Source organism: Amycolatopsis sp. WAC 04169 (assembly GCF_003947535.1).
GTDB classification, from domain to species: Bacteria; Actinomycetota; Actinomycetes; order Mycobacteriales; family Pseudonocardiaceae; genus Amycolatopsis; species Amycolatopsis keratiniphila.
In genome coordinates, this window is the sequence record NZ_QHJI01000013.1 from 167,582 (window position 1) to 184,035 (window position 16,454).

The following is a 16,454-nucleotide window of genomic DNA, read 5'->3' on the forward strand; positions in this document are numbered from 1 at the left end:
CTTCGCCGCGTCAGGCCACGACGGCGACCACGAAGATCCGCCGGAACTCGAACCAGGTGGTCCCGTCGGGGCGCGGCGGGTAGGCCTCGTCCAGCCTGCGGGCGAGCTGCGCGCGGAAGCGGTCCCAGTCTTCCCCGTGCAGGGCCTCCTTGACCGGCCGCAGCGCGGTGCCGGTGATCCATTCGAGCACGGCGTCTTCCCCGGACAGCCGCTGCAGGTACGTCGTCTCCCAGGCGTCGACGGCGCAGCCCGCGTCGGCGAGCAGGGTCCCGTAGCCGAGCGGGCTGTCGACGGCCTCGTTCTCCCGCAGGACGACGCCGGCGAGGCGCGGAGCCCACTCGTCGGTGCGCGCGAGGGCGCGGGTCAGGGCGTGCGACGGGGCGTCGAAGTTGCCGGGGACCTGGAACGCGAGGGTCGCCCCGGACGGCAGGAGGTCCACCCAGCGGCGGAGCAGGTCACGGTGTTCAGGGACCCACTGGAGCACGGCGTTCGAGATGACCACGTCGGTGTCCGGCTCGGGCACCCAGTCGTTGACGTCCAGCACTCGCGCGTCGACACCTCGTGACCGCGCGGCTTCGACCATTTCGGGTGAACTGTCGCTCGCCTCGATGATCGCGTCCGGCCAGCGTTCCGCCAGGCCGGCGGTCAGATTCCCGGGACCGCAGCCGAGGTCGACGACGCGGCGGGGCGCCTCGGCCGGTATCCGCCCGACGAGGTCGTGGAACGGCCGGGCCCGCAGGTCGGCGTAGTCGAGGTACTTGACCGGATCCCACACAGTACGAGCGTACTGCTAGCTGTTCGGCTTCGCCAGCTTCCTGGCCGCTTCCTCGGCGATCGCCTTGACCAGGTCGACGTCGGTGCCCGGATCGGGCCGCACCTGCAGCACCGTGCCGTCCTGACCGGGGACCTTGCGCTCGACGAACCACGCTCCTCCGGTCCCGAGGTCCTTGCGGTACCGCCCCCGGACCGAGCCGTCGACCCGCTGCCGCACGAGGATCGGGACCTTGCCGGGCCGGGCGAGCTCGAAGCGGACCGGGGTCTTGTCGGCCAGCAGCACGGCGTCCCCCGCCATGCCGGTCTCCTCGGACTCGGTCAGGGTCAGCACCCCGGTGGACCACGCCGCCTTGCCGACCAGATGCCAGCCGACCCGGCGCGGACCCGGAATCCACAGTCCCAGCGGCGTGACCAGCAGATATCCGCCGCCTTCGACCGCCGCGCTCCCGACGACGTGCTCGCCGTCGTCCAGCGAGCCGTCGAAATCCGCCGGGACACGGTCACCCAGCAGGTGACGCAGCCAGCCCATGCTCAGTCCAATCCGCCGATGGCCTGTTCCTTCAGCGCCTTCCGGTACTGCTCGAGCGCGACGAGGTCGCCGAACAGCGCGCGGTAGTCGTCCGGCGCCTCGACCGGGGAAAGCCGCTGGAGCTTCGACTTGATCTCGTTGATCTGGCGGCCGACCAGACTTTCCTGCACCGCCGCGAGCTGCGCGGAGATGTAGCGCGAGTCGACTTCGCCCTTGGCGCGCAACGGTTCCACCGAAAGCTCGCTCAGCACCCGCCGCACCGTGCCCTGCGGGCAGTGCGGGGCGGCCGCGTCGAGCAGCGCGGGCCCGGTCAGCCCGGAGCCCGCTCCCCCGGCGGACAGCAGCGCCTTGTGGATGGCGACGTAAACCGGATGGGTGAACGCGTCCTCCGGCAGCGCGTCGTACTCGGCTCCGGCGAGCATCGGCTGCTGCAGGGCCGCCTTGAGCGCCTCGCGCTGCGCGATGAACCGCGGGTCGCCGGGCGCGGGGCGGGGCAGGTCCTCTTCGGCGGTGGCGGTGGCCGCGGCGGCGGGCCGCCGGACCTCGACGGTGGCGGAGCGTTTCGCCGCCGCCCCGGCACTGCCGCGCACCCGGTTCACCACCTGCGCCGCGTCCTGCCAGCCCACCCACCAGGCGAGTTTCGACGCGTAGCCGTCCCGGCTGGCACGGTCCTTGATCCCCGCCACCAGCGGGACGGTCTTCTGCAGCGCGGCGACCTGGCCGTCGACGGAGTCGAGGTCGAAGGCCTTGAGCATGCTCTTGATCGCGAACTCGAACAGCGGGATCCGCCGCGCGACCAGGTCGCGCACCGCGGTGTCGCCCTTCGCGAGCCGCAGTTCGCACGGGTCCATGCCGTCGGGGGCGACCGCGATGTAGGTCTGCCCGGCGAAGGTCTGGTCGCCTTCGAAAGCCTTCAACGCCGCCTTCTGACCGGCTTCGTCACCGTCGAAGGTGAAGATCACTTCGCCGCGGAAGGCGTCGTCGTCCATCATCAGCCGCCGGAGGACCTTCATATGGTCCTCGCCGAACGCCGTCCCCGACGACGCGACGGCCGTCGGGACCCCGGCGGCGTGCATCGCCATCACGTCGGTGTAGCCCTCGACGACGACGACCTGGTGACGCTTCGCGATCTCGCGTTTGGCCAGGTCGAGGCCGAACATCACCTGCGACTTCTTGTAGATCGGCGATTCCGCGGTGTTCAGGTACTTCGCCGAGACGCGGTCGTCGTCGTACAGGCGCCGCGCCCCGAACCCGACCACCTCGTTGCCGACGTCGCGGATGGGCCACAGCAGCCGCCGGTTGAACCGATCCATCGGCCCGCGCTGCCCCTCCTTGGCCAGCCCGGCCGTGAGCAGTTCCTTGACCTCGAACCCGCGGTTGAGCAGATGTTTGGTGAGCTTGTCCCAGCCCGCCGGCGCGTACCCGCAGCCGAACGTCTGCGCGGCGGCGGCGTCGAAACCCCGCTCGGACAGGAAGTCCCGCGCCGCACGCGCGTCCGGGGTGAGCAGCTGCTCGGCGTAGAACTCCTGGGCCGCGCGGTGTGCCTCGATCAGCCGGGCGCGGGTGCCGCGATCACGCTGGACGCTTCCGCCGCCGCCCTCGTAGGTCAGCCGGAAACCCACGCGATCCGCGAGCCGCTCGACGGCCTCGACGAACGAGATCAGGTCCATCTTCTGGATGAACTTGATCACGTCACCGCCTTCGCCACAGCCGAAGCAGTGGAAGGTGCCGTGAGTGGGGCGCACGTTGAACGACGGGGTCTTCTCGTTGTGGAACGGGCAAAGCCCTTTCAGGCTGCCCCCGCCCGCGCTGCGGAGGGCCACGTAATCACCGATGACCTCGTCGATCCGGTTGCGCTCGCGCACCTCCGCGATGTCGCTCTCCCGAATCCGTCCTGCCACGCTCATCACTCTAGTTCCCGCTCCCCGAGCGCTGTGCGGCACACTCGGGGAATGAGCACCGCCCTGGACGAACTCGCCGGGAACTTCGCCGCGCTGCGGTCCCACCTGGTGTCGGTCGCCTACCGGCTCACCGGCACGCTGTCCGACGCCGAGGACGCGGTCCAGGAGTCGTGGCTGCGCCTGAGCGGCATGGACGAACGCCGCCGCGCGGCCATCGAAGACCACAAGGGCTGGCTGACCACCGTCGTCAGCCGGATCTGCCTCGACCGGCTGCGGTCGGCGGTGGTGCGCCGCGAACGGTACGTCGGGGAATGGCTGCCCGAACCGGTCCTCGGCCCGCTGGGCTCCCCTCCGTCGGAGGACCCGCTGGCCGTCGCCGTCCGCGACGACGGCATGCGCATGGCCGCGATGGTGGTCCTCGACCGGCTGACGCCGGAGCAGCGGGTCGCGTTCGTCCTGCACGACGCGTTTTCGGTGCCGTTCGGCGAGATCGCCGAGATTCTCGGCTGCACGACGGACGCCGCGCGCCAGCACGGTTCCCGTGGCAGGCGCGCGGTCGCCGACGCCGATCCGCCGCCGCGGACGGCGCTGGCCGAGCAGCAGCAGATCATCGAGAAGTTCATGACGGCGATGCTCACCGGGGACATCCAGGCGGTGGCGGAGGTCCTGCATCCCGACGTCGTCCTCGTCGGCGACGGCGGCGGCAAGGCGCGCACCGCGGTGCACACGGTCGCGGGGTTCGACAAGGTCACCCGGCTGTTCCAGGGCCTCATGCGGATGTACGACCCGGCGGGGATGGAAAAGGCGAGGCTCGCGCTGGTCAATGGCGACCTCGGTGTCTATCTGCCGCCGCAGCCCGGTTCCGAGCGGTACCGGGCGCTGGACGAGCACGTCGACGCGTTCGTCATCCGCGACGGGAAGATCGTGGCGATCTACGACATGGCGAACCCGGACAAGCTCACGACCGCGCGGACTCGCGCCGGCCTCTGACCGCGTTTAGTCCTCTGAATGCGCCTGGGCGCATTCAGAGGACTAAACGCGGGAATCTCAGGGAAGCGGGATCTTGCAGGCATCGCCCGAGGTGAAGCCCTGCGCGGTGATGTCCAGCGCGCTGTTCATCCGGGCCCGCATGTTCTCGAGGCCGATCTGGTAGGTCAGCTCGATGACGCCCTTGCGGCCGAATTCGCGTTCCAGTTCGGCGACCTGCTCGTCGGTGGCGGTCACGGGGCTCGCGGTCATCGCGTCGGCGTACGCGAGCGCGAGCCGTTCCTGGTGGGTGAAGGCGGGCGACTTCGCGTAGTCGTCGATGTTCTTCAGCCGTTCGATGTCGAGACCCTCGTGCAGTTGCAGCATGGTCCCGAAGTCGATGCACCACGAGCAGCCGAGCTGGGTCGCGACGCGGTACACGGCCAGCTCGCGCACGTTCGACGGCAGTGTCTTGCTGGCCTTCTCCGCCATCATCTCGTGCATGCCGTTCGCCCGCAGCAGGGCCGGGTGGTGCGCGTAGACGGCCATCGGCTCGGGCACGGCGCCGAAACGCTTGCCTGCGAACTTGTAGAACAGCTTCAGCAGGAAGCCGGCTTCGGCGGTCTTCACGGCGGGAATGCGCGGCATGGTGTCCTCCTCGTGCGAGTGCGTTCACCGACTGGACGAGGCGGCCCGCGCGGACGTGACAGCACTGTCGGTGACGTGCGCCACGCGGCAGGAGGGAAGTCTTTTCGCCTTTTCGCCGGAACCGTCAGTCGATCATCGACGCTACGCTGGTGAGCCGGCACTTTTCCTTCCACTGAGGAGGACCATGCTCGCCGTCGAGGATCCCGCCACCGGACAACGGATCACGACCGTCCCCGACTGCGGGCCCGCCGAGGTCGACAAAGCGGTACGCGCCGCGGCGGTCGCCTCCCCCGCCTGGCGCGCGGCGGACCGGCGCGCGGCGCTGATGTCGTGCGCGGTCGTCGTCGAGGAGGCCGCGCCCGTGCTGGCCCCCGTTCTCACCGAGGAGCAAGGGAAACCGCTTCGCGAAGCCGAAGCCGAGTTCGCCGGAGCGGCGGCGCGGCTCCGGTATTTCGCCGGGTCTCGGCCCGGATCCCGGGTCTCAGGGGACGGGCCGGTCGCCGCGATCACGCCGTGGAACTTCCCCGTCCAGCTGGCCGTCGCGATGCTCGCATCGGCGTTCGCCGCGGGGAACACGGTGGTGCTCAAGCCTTCGCCGCGCACGCCGCTCACCACACTGCACCTCGGCCGGATGCTGGCGGAGGTGCTGCCGCCGGGCGTGCTGACCGTGCTCACCGGCCAGGATCCCCTCGGCGAGCTCCTCATCTCACATCCCGCGATCCGGCAGGTCGCCTTCACCGGCTCGGCCGAAACCGGGAAGCGGATGGCGGCCGCGCCGGAATGGCGGCAGCTGGCGCTCGAACTGGGCGGCAACGACCCCGCGATCGTCCTGCCCGGCACCGACCCGGCCGCCATCGCGGAACGGCTCTTCTGGAGCGCTTTCGCCAACTGCGGGCAGATCGGTGTGGCGGTCGAACGGGTCTACGCCGTCGGGCCGGTCTACGACGGCGTCGTCGAGGCGCTGGCGGCCATGGCGGCGGAAGTCGTGGTGGGCGACGGAAGGACGCCGGGGACGCAGATCGGGCCGGTGAACAACCGGCCACGCCACGACCGCGTCACCGGTCTCACCGACGAGGCACGGGCGAGCGGCGCGCGGATCGTCACCGGCGGGCCGCTCGACGGGCCGGGCTACTTCTTCGCACCGGCGATCCTCGCCGAGGCGCACGACGGGATGCGGGTGGTGACCGAGGAGCAGTTCGGGCCGGTGCTCCCGGTCGTCCGATGCTCCACAGTGGACGAAGCCGTCGGGCTCGCGAACGCCACGGCGCCAGGCTTGTGCGGATCGGTGTGGGGCGCGGACGAGGAACACGCCGCCGAAGTCGCGGCACGGCTCGCCTGCGCCACGGTCCGGGTCAACGAACACCGCGCCGGCGAGCCGTTCGCCGGCTCGCGGTGGTCCGCGAGCCGGGCCGGGCTCACGGAGTGATCGTCCGGACGTCCCACACCCAGACGCCGTCGACGAATTCGGCGGGCTTGCGCAGCAGAAGATCCACCGTGGTCCGGAAGGCGTCCTGGTGTTCGCGCGGGATCAGCACGAGCACGTCGGCGTTCCAGTACCGCAGATCCTCCAGCGCCTGCACCCGCTGCGACTCGGTGATCGTCGCCGGGACGCCGGTCTGCTTGATCTGGTCGAAGATGACCGACGTCGGCCGCTGGATGGCGCCGTAGCGGCCGCGTTTGTCGTCGGGCCCGCTCGGGCCCACGAAGTAGCCCTCCGGCATCGAGTAGCCGAGCCCGGCGTCGATCTGCCAGTGCAGCGGCTCGGATTCGCCGGAACTCGGCAACGGCACGGGCACCACGGTCCCGCCGGGCGCGACGTAGCTCCGCCACGTGCCGTCGGCGAGGAACCTCGGCGTGGGCGGCCGGTCCTTGACGATCAGCTGGGTCGGCGCGATCGGCAGCAGGACCGCGATGACCACGCCGATCCACACCAGCCGCAACGGGAACCGCCGCTCCCCCGGCACTTCGGGCAGTTTCGACGCCACGGTGTAGACGCGTTCGGTCGCCAGAGCGAGCAGGGCGGCGATGAGCGGGATGCAGCCCATCGCCAGCCGCGATTCCAGCAGCGACTCGAACAACGGCAGTTCCGAAAACAGCTTCCACGGCCCGGGGATCCCGGTCTCCTCGTGCACCACGATCAGTTGCACGCCAAGGGAAAGCCAGGCCATCACGAACATCGAGATCGCCAGCGCCCGTGCGAACACCTCGCGCCACAGCCAGGCGGTGATGACCACCATCAGCACGATCAGCGGCCAGCCGAAGAAGGCGTTCTCTTCGGTGCGGTTCATCGACACGTCCGCGGCGGCCTGCGGCTGCCCGGCGACGGACTGCGTCGCGAACCGCGTGAACGCGGCCGTGTCGTTCCCGACCGGGCCGTGCTCGATCGCCTGATAGCTCTGCGGGCCGAAGAACTGCCACCACAGCGGGAAAGCGCACAGCACGAGCGCCACGAGCACCCCGATGCCGACGCCGATCCCCAGCGGTTTCGCCATCGGCGGGAACTCGCGGTAGTTCGTCGCGAAGTAGGCGATGGCGAAGATCGCGAACGCCATCGCGAAGATCAGCAGTGGTTCTTCGCCGAGGAAGATCTGGTACGCCGCCAGCAGGCCGAGGAAGATCCCGTTGCGGACCGGGCGTTCGCCGCGCGCGATCTTGAAGACCTTCAGCGCGATGAACGGCAGGACGAACCACGCGACGAAGTTCGGGTGCGCGTTGCCGTGCGAGATCATCGGCGGGGCGAAACCGGCGAACGCGCCGCCGATGGCCGCGCCGACCCGGTGGGTGACCAGATGCCGCGAGAAGACCCAGTACCAGGCCGCCGCCGTGCCGGCGAGACCGCCGGTGAGGGCGATGGCCCAGGTGAGCGTCGGGCCGAAGGTGAGCGTGATCGGCGAAAGCGGGATGCCGATGCCGAGCATGGCCGTGTTGGCCATCAGGTTCACGCCGAGCGGATGGTTCTGGAAGTGCGAACTGAGCGGGTTCCTCAGGTGCAGCACGTTGTCCGCGGTGACGGAGAAGAACCATTCCCACAGGTTCTGATCCGACGCGCTGTTCCAGAGATAGCCTTCCTCGAGGTCGAGCCAGAGCCCGTTGTAGAGCAGGAAGGCGAACAGCAGGAAGCCGCCCATGATGGCGGCGTCGGCGGCGGCGAACCGGCGGGGTCTCGTGGGAGTCTTCCCGGCGTCCACCTCCGCCGTCTCAGCCTGGAAAAGACTCACTGACCGTCCTCACGGCTCGACTACGCGGGCGAGAAAGTAGATCACACCCGTCGAGGCATGCCTGACGAGCAGAAGGAAGGGGCGATCGACGGCGACTTCGAGGGGCTCGTCGACGATCAGCGACGTCAGCCGCATCAGCACCGCCGTCGCGGCGGCGCCTTCGAGGCCCTGCTCGTCGATGCGGAGCACGGACTGGTGGAGCACCTCGGACACTTCGAGCCGGTCGTCGTCGGCGAGGCCGGTGAGGTCGGCGTCGGCGGTGAACATCGTCCGCACGCCGAGATCCTGGAGTTTGGCCGTCAGCGGGCTGTCGACGTCGAGGTCGAGTTTCGGCAGGGACAGCGCGATCGTCTTGGACCGCGTGTTCTCCAGCAGGCCGGCGAGCTTCCCCGCGTCGAGTTCGGCGTCGTCGAGTTCGCCGTCCGGCAGCAGGACGATAGCCTCCACCCCGCCCTCGGCGCCGAGGCGGACGACCTGCCAGCCGTCCTCGTGGGTGTGGTCGAGCTGTTTTTCGAGCCACATCGTCGGCACCGTACGGGTGCCCGACGGCGCGTGGAAGTCCGCGGGCGCGGTGTTGTCAAGCGAGAACGGATTGGTCCACGCGGTTTTGAGATACAAGGCGTTGACGATCGCGGCGACGGTGTCCTCAGCGACCGTTCCCGGCTTCAGGAGTTCGGGGATCAGCTCGCGGGTGGCCTGCGCGACGTCGGCGTTGATCAGCCGCCGCGCGGCCTCCGGATCGTCGCCGAACGGGGCGCTCTCGACCTTCCCGCCCGGCCAGGTGGCGAGTTCCTCGCGGAAGGAGTCTTCGAGCGGAAGCCCGTCCCAGGCCCAGAGCGTGTTCGCGACCGCGAGTTCGGGGCCGTCTTCGAGCAGTGACGACGCCTTGCCCAGCAGGTCGGCGAGCTCGTCCGGGTCGCCGAGCAGCGCGATCAGTTCCTCGCGGGTCTTCCCCTTGGCGGCCTGGGTCACCAGGCCGAGCGCGCTCGCAATCGAGTACGGCGAGCAGCACGCGTTCTCCGCGCGGCTCGCCAGCACCCGGTAGAGGTCCAGACCAAACCGGAGGTGGCTTTCGACGGCTCCCATGCCGCAGACCGTACCGTGCACGGGCCCGTGCGTCTCCTGTCCGAAAGTTCGGACTAGCCGTGGCGGCCGGTGTGCCAGGCGTGCCACGCGTAAGCCTGCGCGTCCGTGAGCGACGCCACCTGGTCGACGACCACGCGCAGGCGGGCCGCGTCGTCCGCGGCGGCCTCCCAGGCGGGCAGGAACAGGCCGTCCAGCGCGTCCGGCGCGCGGCGGCACAGGGCGCCGACCAGTTCGGCGAGCGTCTGACGCTGACCGTCCTGCATCGCGAGGCGCCGTTTGTCGCTCATCACGTACCGCAGCGCGAGCGCCTTGAACAACGCGACCTCGGCCGCGACCTGCTCCGGAACGACCAGGCGTGCGGCGTAGCGGCTCAGCGGTCCCTCCCCGTGGACCTCCCTCGTCGCGCCGACCACCGCCGTCGCGAACCGGCCGACCAGCTCACTCGTCAGCCGTTTCAACGCGACCTGCGCCTTGAGCGATCCGTCGAGCCCCGGTTCGGCGAGTTCCGCGACCACGGGCAGGTCGAGCAGTTCCTTCGCCGCACCTTCCAAAGTGGACTGGGATTGGTGCGAAAACCTGCGCGCCGCCTCGGCCACCGCCGCGCGTTCCTCCGCGTCGGCCAGTACCCGCAACGAGATCCGGCCCGCCAGCACCCCGTCCTCGACGTCGTGCACGGAATACGCGACGTCGTCGGACCAGTCCATGATCTGCGCTTCCAGACAGGTGCGGCGCTCCGATGGCGCCGCAGTACCTTGCCGGACCCATGCGAAGACCTCGGCGTCGTCGGCGTACACGCCGTACTTCGGATTGCCCTCTTCGCGAAGCCACGGGTACTTCGTCGAGGCGTCGAGACAGGCGCGGGTGAGGTTCAGACCGCCGGCCGCTCCGCCTTCGAGCAGGACCTTGGGCTCCAGCCTGGTCAGGATGCGCAAGGTCTGCGCGTTGCCCTCGAAACCGCCGCACGGCTGCGCGACCTCGTCCAGCGCGCGCTCGCCGTTGTGCCCGAACGGCGGATGCCCGATGTCGTGCGCGAGACCGGCGGTGTCCACCAGGTCCGGGTCCGCACCCAGTTCGTCCGCGATCCCCCTGCCGATCTGGGCGACCTCCAGCGAATGCGTCAGCCGCGTGCGCGGGACGCCGCTGACCTCGGCACCTTCCCCCGGGCCGACCACCTGGGTCTTGCCGGCCAGCCGCCGCAGGGCCGCCGAGTGCAGCACGCGTGCGCGATCACGGGCGAAGGCGCTCCGCCCGTCTTCCGCGCCCTCCAGCGCCGCGCCCTTGGGCCGCTCGGGCAGCAGGCGCGCCCTGTCGGCCTCGGTGTAGGTGTCGCTCACCAGCCAAGCTTAAGCGCGATCACCGACACTTATCGGGTTCAGACCTCCGCGGGGAACCTGGTGAGGCGGTAGTACAGCAGCGCGCCGGTCTCGCGGACGATGTAGCGCGCCTGCGTCTCGCGGGCCTGCACGATCGGGCCGCGGTGCGTGGGCGACGTCCAGGCGTCGAGCCCGAGGTCGCCGGCCATCACCCGCGCCCGGAACGAATGCCACGGGTCGCTGACCAGCACGGCGGTCTTCCAGCCCCGCTGCTGCACCTGCTCGGCGACCGCGCGGAGGCTGCGGAGGGTGTCGCTGCCCTCACCGACCGGCAGGGTCGCCGACACGGGCACACCGCGTTTGCGCAGCCACTGCGCTCCCGCGTGCGCCTCGGTGTAGTTGTCGTCGGCCTTCTTGCCGCCCGCGGTGACGATCACCTCGGCGACGCCCCGGTCGTACAGCGCCTTCGCCTTCTCCAGCCTGGCTCGGAAGATCTCCGACGGCCTGCCGTTGTACTGGGCCGCGCCGAGCACCACGATGACGTCGGCCCGGTCGCGCACGTCCTCCCGCGCCACCTGCCAGACCCGGAACGCCGTTCCGCCGATCAGCGCGACGACGATCAGCAGGAATCCCGCCAAGGTCCGGCGCACCCAGTTCGCGCGGGTGGGTTTGGTCCGTTCGGCGGTACTCACGGGGTGATTCTCGCAGAGCGGCGGGGTGATCTCAGAGCCAGCCGTGCTCTTCCGCGAGCCGCACCGCCTCGGCCCTCGTCCTGGCCCCGGTCTTGCCCATCGCGGCCGAAAGATGGTTGCGCACGGTGCCTTCGGAAAGGTGCAGCGAGCGGGCGATATCGGCCACCGTGCTGCCGTCCTTCGCGGCCTTCAGGACGTCGTGTTCGCGTCCGGTGAGCGGGCTCGCGCCGGTGGCGAGCGATTCGGCGGCGAGTGCGGGATCGACCACGCGGAGCCCGCCGTGGACCCTGCGGACGGCGTCGACGAGTTGCTCCGGCGGGGCGTCCTTGACCACGAATCCCGCGGCACCGGCCGCCATCGCCCGCGACAGGTAGCCGGGCCGCCCGAAGGTGGTGCAGATGATGATCCGGCACAACGGGAGCGCGCCGTGCAGTTCGGCGGCGGCTTCGAGACCGTCCTTGCCCGGCATCTGGACGTCGAGCAGCGCGACGTCCGGGGCGGTCTCCTTCGCCCGCTGAAGCACTTCGTCACCCGAGCCGACCTGGGCGACCACCTCGATGTCGGATTCGAGGCCGAGCACGGTGGCCAGCGCCCCGCGCACCATCGCCTGGTCGTCGGCGAGCAGGACCCGGATCACGCGCAGCCTCCAGCGGGTTCGGAGAGCGGCGCAGGCACGTCGCTCCGCAAGGCGGACTCGGGTACCTCCGCCCGGACGAGCCATCCTCCCCCAGGCGGCGTGGTGGCGGTCAAGGTCCCGCCGACCGCGTCCAGCCGTTCGGTGAGGCCCTGCAGACCGTTCCCCGCCATCGCCTCGCCGCCTTCGCCGTCGTCCTCGACTTCCAGCCAGGTCCTGCCGAGACGGACTTTCACGTGCTTGGCACCGGAATGCCGGAGCACGTTGGTGACCGCTTCCCGCAGCACGTAACCGAAAGTGCGTTGCAAGGCCGGGGCGACGTTGTCCACCGCGTGCGGCAGATCCGCGTCGATCTCGGCGGCTCGCAACGCCGCCCGCGCTCCGGCGACCTCCGCCGACAGCGACACTTCGCGATATTCGGACACCGTGGCGCGGATGTCCGAAAGGGCGCTGCGGGTCAGGCTCTCGACCTCGCGGATCTCCTGCAGCGCGCGGGAATCGTCCTTGCCGCTCTCCAGGATCCGGCGGGCGAGCCCGGCCTTGACCGTGATGGTGGTGAGGCTGTGGCCGAGGATGTCGTGCAGATCCCGCGCCAGGCGCTCGCGTTCGCCCGCCACCGCGAGCGTGGCGATCTCCCGGTTGGCCGCCTCCAGTTTCCGCACCGCGCGGACCAGGTTCGCCATGAAGAACATCGCCGCGGTGATCGACGCGACCGCCACGAGGTCACCGAAGTCGTCCTTCCCGATGGCGAGGTGGACGCCCAGCACCAGCAGCAGCGCGCCGCCGTCGAGGATCACCGCCCACGCCGGCGGCAGCGTGAACGCCAGCACCGCCGTCGCGTAGATCAGGATGTACGGGTTGTTGTCGTGCAGGAAGACCAGGGCGAGACCCACGAGCAGCATCAGCGCGGAGAAGACGTAGGTCAGCTTCCGGCGGGAAGGCCGCAGGCTGAGCGGGAACAGCACGTAGCAAGCGCCGTAGAAGAGCAGGAGAGCGGCGATCACCAACTCTTTCCCGTTCGGCCCGTCGGTGGCCAGATCGACCGCCGCGGGGACGAAGCTGGGCAGGACGAAGGCGAGGCCGAAGATCACCCACCGACTCGGCCGGGGACCCCGCCCGGTTCGCGGCGGCATGTCCGCCCACCAGTTCTCCCGGGTGTTCAAACCCGTCTCGACCCTGCCCGGGTAGTCGCTCACCGGTTCACCCTTTTCTCAGACCCGCGCACTGTCCTTACGGTAACGCCTGATCACCAGCGTCCCGAGGACCGCGGTCCACGCCGCCAGCACGCCCAGTGCGGCCGGGAGGCTCACCGTGAGCTGGTCGGTGACCACCGGGCGGACCAGTTGGATCAGCCAGTACGTCGGCGTCGCCTGGGCGAGGTCGGCCATCCACGACGGCATCCCGTCGATCGGGATCCAGAGGCCGCCCAGGAAACCCATGCCCATCATGACGATCATGTTCAGCGGCTGCATCGACTCCGGCGTGCCGAACTGGCCCAGCAGCAGGCCGAGCAGCACCAGCGGGATCGCACCGACCCAGATGCCGAGCACCAGCCGCAGCCAGCCGGCGGCGTCGAGGTGGACGCCTTGGAACAGGACGCCGACCAGCGGCACCACAAGCAGTGACGGGAGCGCGACGAGCATCGCCGAGAGCGCCTTGCCGCCGAGGTAGCCGGCGCCGGTCAGCGGGGTGAGCCGCAGCTGGCGCTGCCAGCCCGTGGACCGCTCGATGGCCAGTTTCGCGCCGCTCGTCATGGCGGCGGAGAAGGCGCCGAAGGCCATCATGTTGACCATGATCACGCCGGAGATGTTCAACTGACCCGAGGCGAAGACGTTGGCCTGTAACAGGAACATCAGCACCGGGAAGGCGACGGCGAAGAGTACGAACCGGGTGGAGCGGAAGGTGCGGACGATCTCGGTCTTGAGATAGGTCGGGTTCATCGGACGGTTTCCTCGGTGGCTTCGGTGGTCAGGGACAGGAACGCGCCTTCGAGGCCGACGGCGCTGATCTCGATGTCGCGCGCTCCGGGGATTTCGGCCAGCAGCGCGCGCAGCGTGACGTCGGAATCGGAACTGGAGATCGCGGCGCGGCCGCCGCGGAGTTCGAACCCGGTGACCGCGGGCAGCCCCGCGATCACCGGCTCCGCCGCCCCGGGCACCACCGCGCGGATCGTGCGTCCCCCGGCCAGCGCACGGACCTGCGCGACCGAACCGTCCGCGACGATCCGCCCCGACCGCATCAGCACCACACGGTCGGCGAATTCCTCGGCCTCTTCGAGATAGTGGGTGGCGAACAGGACCGTGCGGCCGGTGTTCGTGTACTCGTACATGGACTTCCAGAACTCGCGGCGCGTGCCGACGTCCATCGCGGCGGTCGGCTCGTCGAGGATCAGCAGATCGGGATCGCTCACGAGCGCGACGGCGAACCGCACGCGCTGCTTCTGCCCGCCGGAAAGCCTGGTGGAGCGCCGGTTCGCGAGGTCCTCGATGCCGGCGCGGCGCAACGCCTCCCGCACGGGCATCGGCTCGCGGTGCAGCGCCGCGACCATGCCGACCGTCTCGGCGACCGTGAGATCTTCGACGAGCGCGCCGCCTTGCAGCATCGCCCCGATCATCCCGTCGCCGACCGCGTCGCCCGGCTCGCGGCCGAACACGGTCACCGTGCCGCTGTCGGGCACGCTCAGGCCCAGGATCATGTCGACGGTGGTGGATTTGCCCGCGCCGTTGGGGCCGAGGAGCGCGACCACCTCGCCCGGCGCGATCGTCAGGTCCACGCCGTCGACGGCGTGAACGTCGCCATAGTGCTTACGCAGCCCGGAAAGCCGGACCGCCGCCCCCGCGGTGATGTCTTGTTCTCGCATGCTTCGAGCATGTCGCGCGGGGGCGTCGCGGCCGTGGGCCGCGCGTCATGACCTGAGGGTGACAGTTGTCAGGGGTGAGCCGCTGCCGAATGCCATGAACGGTCCGTTCCTTGCAAATTTTGCAAGGAACGGACCGTTCATAGCGTTGGTACGGGGCGGCGCGCACGGGCTGAAGGGGCCCATCACCGCATCCGATGCGGGGAAAGCTCCCTTCGCCCAATCGCGCGCTCGCGGCCGCTTCAAGTGTCATGAAAGGGCCGTTCAGGACAAGAAACGTCCTGAACGGCCCTTTCATGACACTTGACCCGACGGGGCGGGGCGCAAGTACGTGAAGGCCCCCTTCACTGCGCTAGACGCAATGAAGGGGGCCTTCACGTACTCCCGAAAGCGGAACTCAGGCGCCGATCAGCCGGCCCGCCAGGTACGACTCGAGCTTGTCGATCGCGACCCGCTCCTGCGCCATGGTGTCGCGCTCCCGCACGGTCACCGCGTGGTCGTTGAGCGAGTCGAAGTCGACGGTGACGCAGTACGGCGTCCCGATCTCGTCCTGGCGCCGGTAGCGGCGGCCGATCGCGCCGGCGTCGTCGAAGTCGACGTTCCAGTGCTTGCGCAGCGCAGCCGCGACGTCGCGCGCCTTCGGCGTGAGATCGGCGTTGCGGGACAACGGGAGGACGGCGACCTTGAACGGCGCGAGCCGGTAGTCCAGCTTGAGCACCGCGCGGGTGTCGGTGCTGCCCTTGGCGTTCGGCACCTCTTCCTCGTGGTACGCGTCGACGAGGAACGCCATCATCGACCGGCCGACACCGGCCGCGGGCTCGATGACGAACGGGCGGAACCGCTGCTTCGTGGCCTGGTCGAAGAACGACAGGTCCACACCGGAGTGGTTCGAGTGCGTCGTGAGGTCGAAGTCGGTGCGGTTCGCGATGCCTTCGAGCTCGCCCCATTCCTGGCCCGCGTTGAACGCGAAGCGGTACTCGATGTCGACGGTGCGCTTCGAGTAGTGGGAGAGCTTTTCCTTCGGGTGCTCGTAAAGGCGGAGGTTGTCCGCCTTGATGCCGAGGTCCTTGTACCACTCGGTGCGCGCGTCGATCCAGTACTGGTGCCAGGTCTCGTCCTCGCCCGGCTCGACGAAGAACTCCATCTCCATCTGCTCGAACTCGCGCGTGCGGAAGATGAAGTTGCCCGGCGTGATCTCGTTCCGGAACGACTTGCCGATCTGGCCGATGCCGAACGGCGGCTTCTTGCGCGCCGCGGTCTGCACGTTGAGGAAGTTGATGAAGATGCCCTGCGCGGTCTCCGGGCGGAGGTAGTGCACGCCTTCCTCGGACTCGACCGGGCCGAGGTAGGTCTTGAGCATCATGTTGAAGTCACGCGGCGCGGTGTACTGCCCGCGCGTGCCGCAGTTCGGGCACGGCACCTCGGACAGGTCGTCCTCGGACACTTCCTTGCCCGAGCGGGCGGAGAAGTCCTCGGCCAGCTGGTCGGCGCGGAACCGCTTGTGACAGGAGAGACATTCGATCAGCGGGTCGGTGAAGACGTCCAGGTGACCCGAAGCGACCCACACCTGGCGGGGCAGGATCACCGACGAGTCGAGGCCGACGACGTCGTCGCGGCTCTGCACGACGGTCTTCCACCACTGGCGCTTGATGTTGTCCTTGAGTTCGACACCGAGGGGCCCGTAGTCCCACGCCGACTTGGTACCGCCGTAGATCTCTCCACACGGGAAAACGAAGCCTCGACGCTTGCACAGGCTGACGACGGTCTCAATGGTGTTGGCGGGCACTCCACGCTCCGAAGCATGCGGGGACGGGTATGGGCTAGAAGGACAAGACT

At 69.6% G+C, this 16,454-nt stretch carries 15 protein-coding genes; 2 read left to right on the forward strand and 13 right to left on the reverse strand.

Annotated elements, in window-relative coordinates:
* Positions 1-10: 10 nt before the first annotated feature.
* From DMC61_RS34075 to dnaG, 3 genes are read right to left on the reverse strand one after another with little or no spacing between them, the layout of a single operon-like run.
* Positions 11-775 (reverse strand): trans-aconitate 2-methyltransferase, encoded by a 765-nt coding sequence (locus tag DMC61_RS34075; RefSeq protein ID WP_125694526.1) that lies wholly within the window; start codon positions 773-775, stop codon positions 11-13.
* Between the two features lie 15 nt (positions 776-790).
* Positions 791-1,303, reverse strand: coding sequence for a hypothetical protein (locus DMC61_RS34080; RefSeq protein WP_125694528.1), 513 nt, complete (start codon positions 1,301-1,303; stop codon positions 791-793).
* A 2-nt stretch (positions 1,304-1,305) separates the two neighbouring features.
* On the reverse strand, positions 1,306-3,210 hold the full coding sequence (gene dnaG / locus DMC61_RS34085; protein ID WP_037342879.1) for a DNA primase: 1,905 nt from the start codon (positions 3,208-3,210) through the stop codon (positions 1,306-1,308).
* Between the two features lie 45 nt (positions 3,211-3,255).
* On the opposite strand from dnaG, the gene DMC61_RS34090 reads away from it, so the two are divergent.
* Positions 3,256-4,194 (forward strand): sigma-70 family RNA polymerase sigma factor, encoded by a 939-nt coding sequence (locus tag DMC61_RS34090; protein WP_125694531.1) that lies wholly within the window; start codon positions 3,256-3,258, stop codon positions 4,192-4,194.
* A gap of 57 nt (positions 4,195-4,251) precedes the next feature.
* Here DMC61_RS34090 and DMC61_RS34095 read toward each other — a convergent pair whose 3' ends face one another.
* On the reverse strand, positions 4,252-4,818 hold the full coding sequence (locus DMC61_RS34095) for a carboxymuconolactone decarboxylase family protein (protein ID WP_016332491.1): 567 nt from the start codon (positions 4,816-4,818) through the stop codon (positions 4,252-4,254).
* A gap of 184 nt (positions 4,819-5,002) precedes the next feature.
* Between DMC61_RS34095 and DMC61_RS34100 the strand changes: the two genes are divergently transcribed.
* Complete coding sequence (locus DMC61_RS34100; protein ID WP_125694533.1) at positions 5,003-6,244, forward strand: aldehyde dehydrogenase family protein; 1,242 nt, start codon at positions 5,003-5,005, stop codon at positions 6,242-6,244.
* Here the strand turns inward: DMC61_RS34100 and DMC61_RS34105 are convergent.
* From DMC61_RS34105 to DMC61_RS34145, 9 genes are all read right to left on the reverse strand, one after another.
* On the reverse strand, positions 6,234-8,036 hold the full coding sequence (locus DMC61_RS34105; protein WP_125694535.1) for a glycosyl transferase: 1,803 nt from the start codon (positions 8,034-8,036) through the stop codon (positions 6,234-6,236). The genes DMC61_RS34100 and DMC61_RS34105 overlap by 11 nt on opposite strands.
* Positions 8,037-8,045: 9 nt before the next feature.
* Positions 8,046-9,122 carry a serpin family protein gene (locus DMC61_RS34110; protein ID WP_125694537.1) on the reverse strand — a complete coding sequence of 359 codons (1,077 nt, stop codon included), beginning with the start codon at positions 9,120-9,122 and terminating at the stop codon, positions 8,046-8,048.
* A 53-nt stretch (positions 9,123-9,175) separates the two neighbouring features.
* Complete coding sequence (locus DMC61_RS34115; RefSeq protein ID WP_125694539.1) at positions 9,176-10,456, reverse strand: deoxyguanosinetriphosphate triphosphohydrolase; 1,281 nt, start codon at positions 10,454-10,456, stop codon at positions 9,176-9,178.
* 38 nt (positions 10,457-10,494) lie between these two features.
* Positions 10,495-11,127 carry a YdcF family protein gene (locus tag DMC61_RS34120; RefSeq protein ID WP_125694541.1) on the reverse strand — a complete coding sequence of 211 codons (633 nt, stop codon included), beginning with the start codon at positions 11,125-11,127 and terminating at the stop codon, positions 10,495-10,497.
* Between the two features lie 31 nt (positions 11,128-11,158).
* The gene (locus DMC61_RS34125) at positions 11,159-11,764 is read right to left on the reverse strand and encodes a response regulator transcription factor (protein WP_125694543.1); all 606 of its coding nucleotides are present in this window, start codon (positions 11,762-11,764) and stop codon (positions 11,159-11,161) included.
* The gene (locus tag DMC61_RS34130) at positions 11,761-12,957 is read right to left on the reverse strand and encodes a sensor histidine kinase (RefSeq protein ID WP_125694545.1); all 1,197 of its coding nucleotides are present in this window, start codon (positions 12,955-12,957) and stop codon (positions 11,761-11,763) included. The genes DMC61_RS34125 and DMC61_RS34130 overlap by 4 nt, the downstream gene beginning before the upstream one ends.
* Positions 12,958-12,972: 15 nt before the next feature.
* Positions 12,973-13,701 carry an ABC transporter permease gene (locus tag DMC61_RS34135; RefSeq protein ID WP_125694547.1) on the reverse strand — a complete coding sequence of 243 codons (729 nt, stop codon included), beginning with the start codon at positions 13,699-13,701 and terminating at the stop codon, positions 12,973-12,975.
* Entirely contained in the window at positions 13,698-14,621 is a 924-nt protein-coding gene (locus tag DMC61_RS34140) for an ABC transporter ATP-binding protein (RefSeq protein WP_199750164.1), read from the reverse strand. Before DMC61_RS34140 ends, DMC61_RS34135 begins: the two co-directional genes overlap by 4 nt.
* A 394-nt stretch (positions 14,622-15,015) precedes the next feature.
* Positions 15,016-16,404: a glycine--tRNA ligase gene (locus DMC61_RS34145; protein ID WP_034316415.1), complete on the reverse strand. Its 1,389-nt coding sequence runs from the start codon at positions 16,402-16,404 to the stop codon at positions 15,016-15,018.
* Positions 16,405-16,454 lie beyond the last annotated feature (50 nt).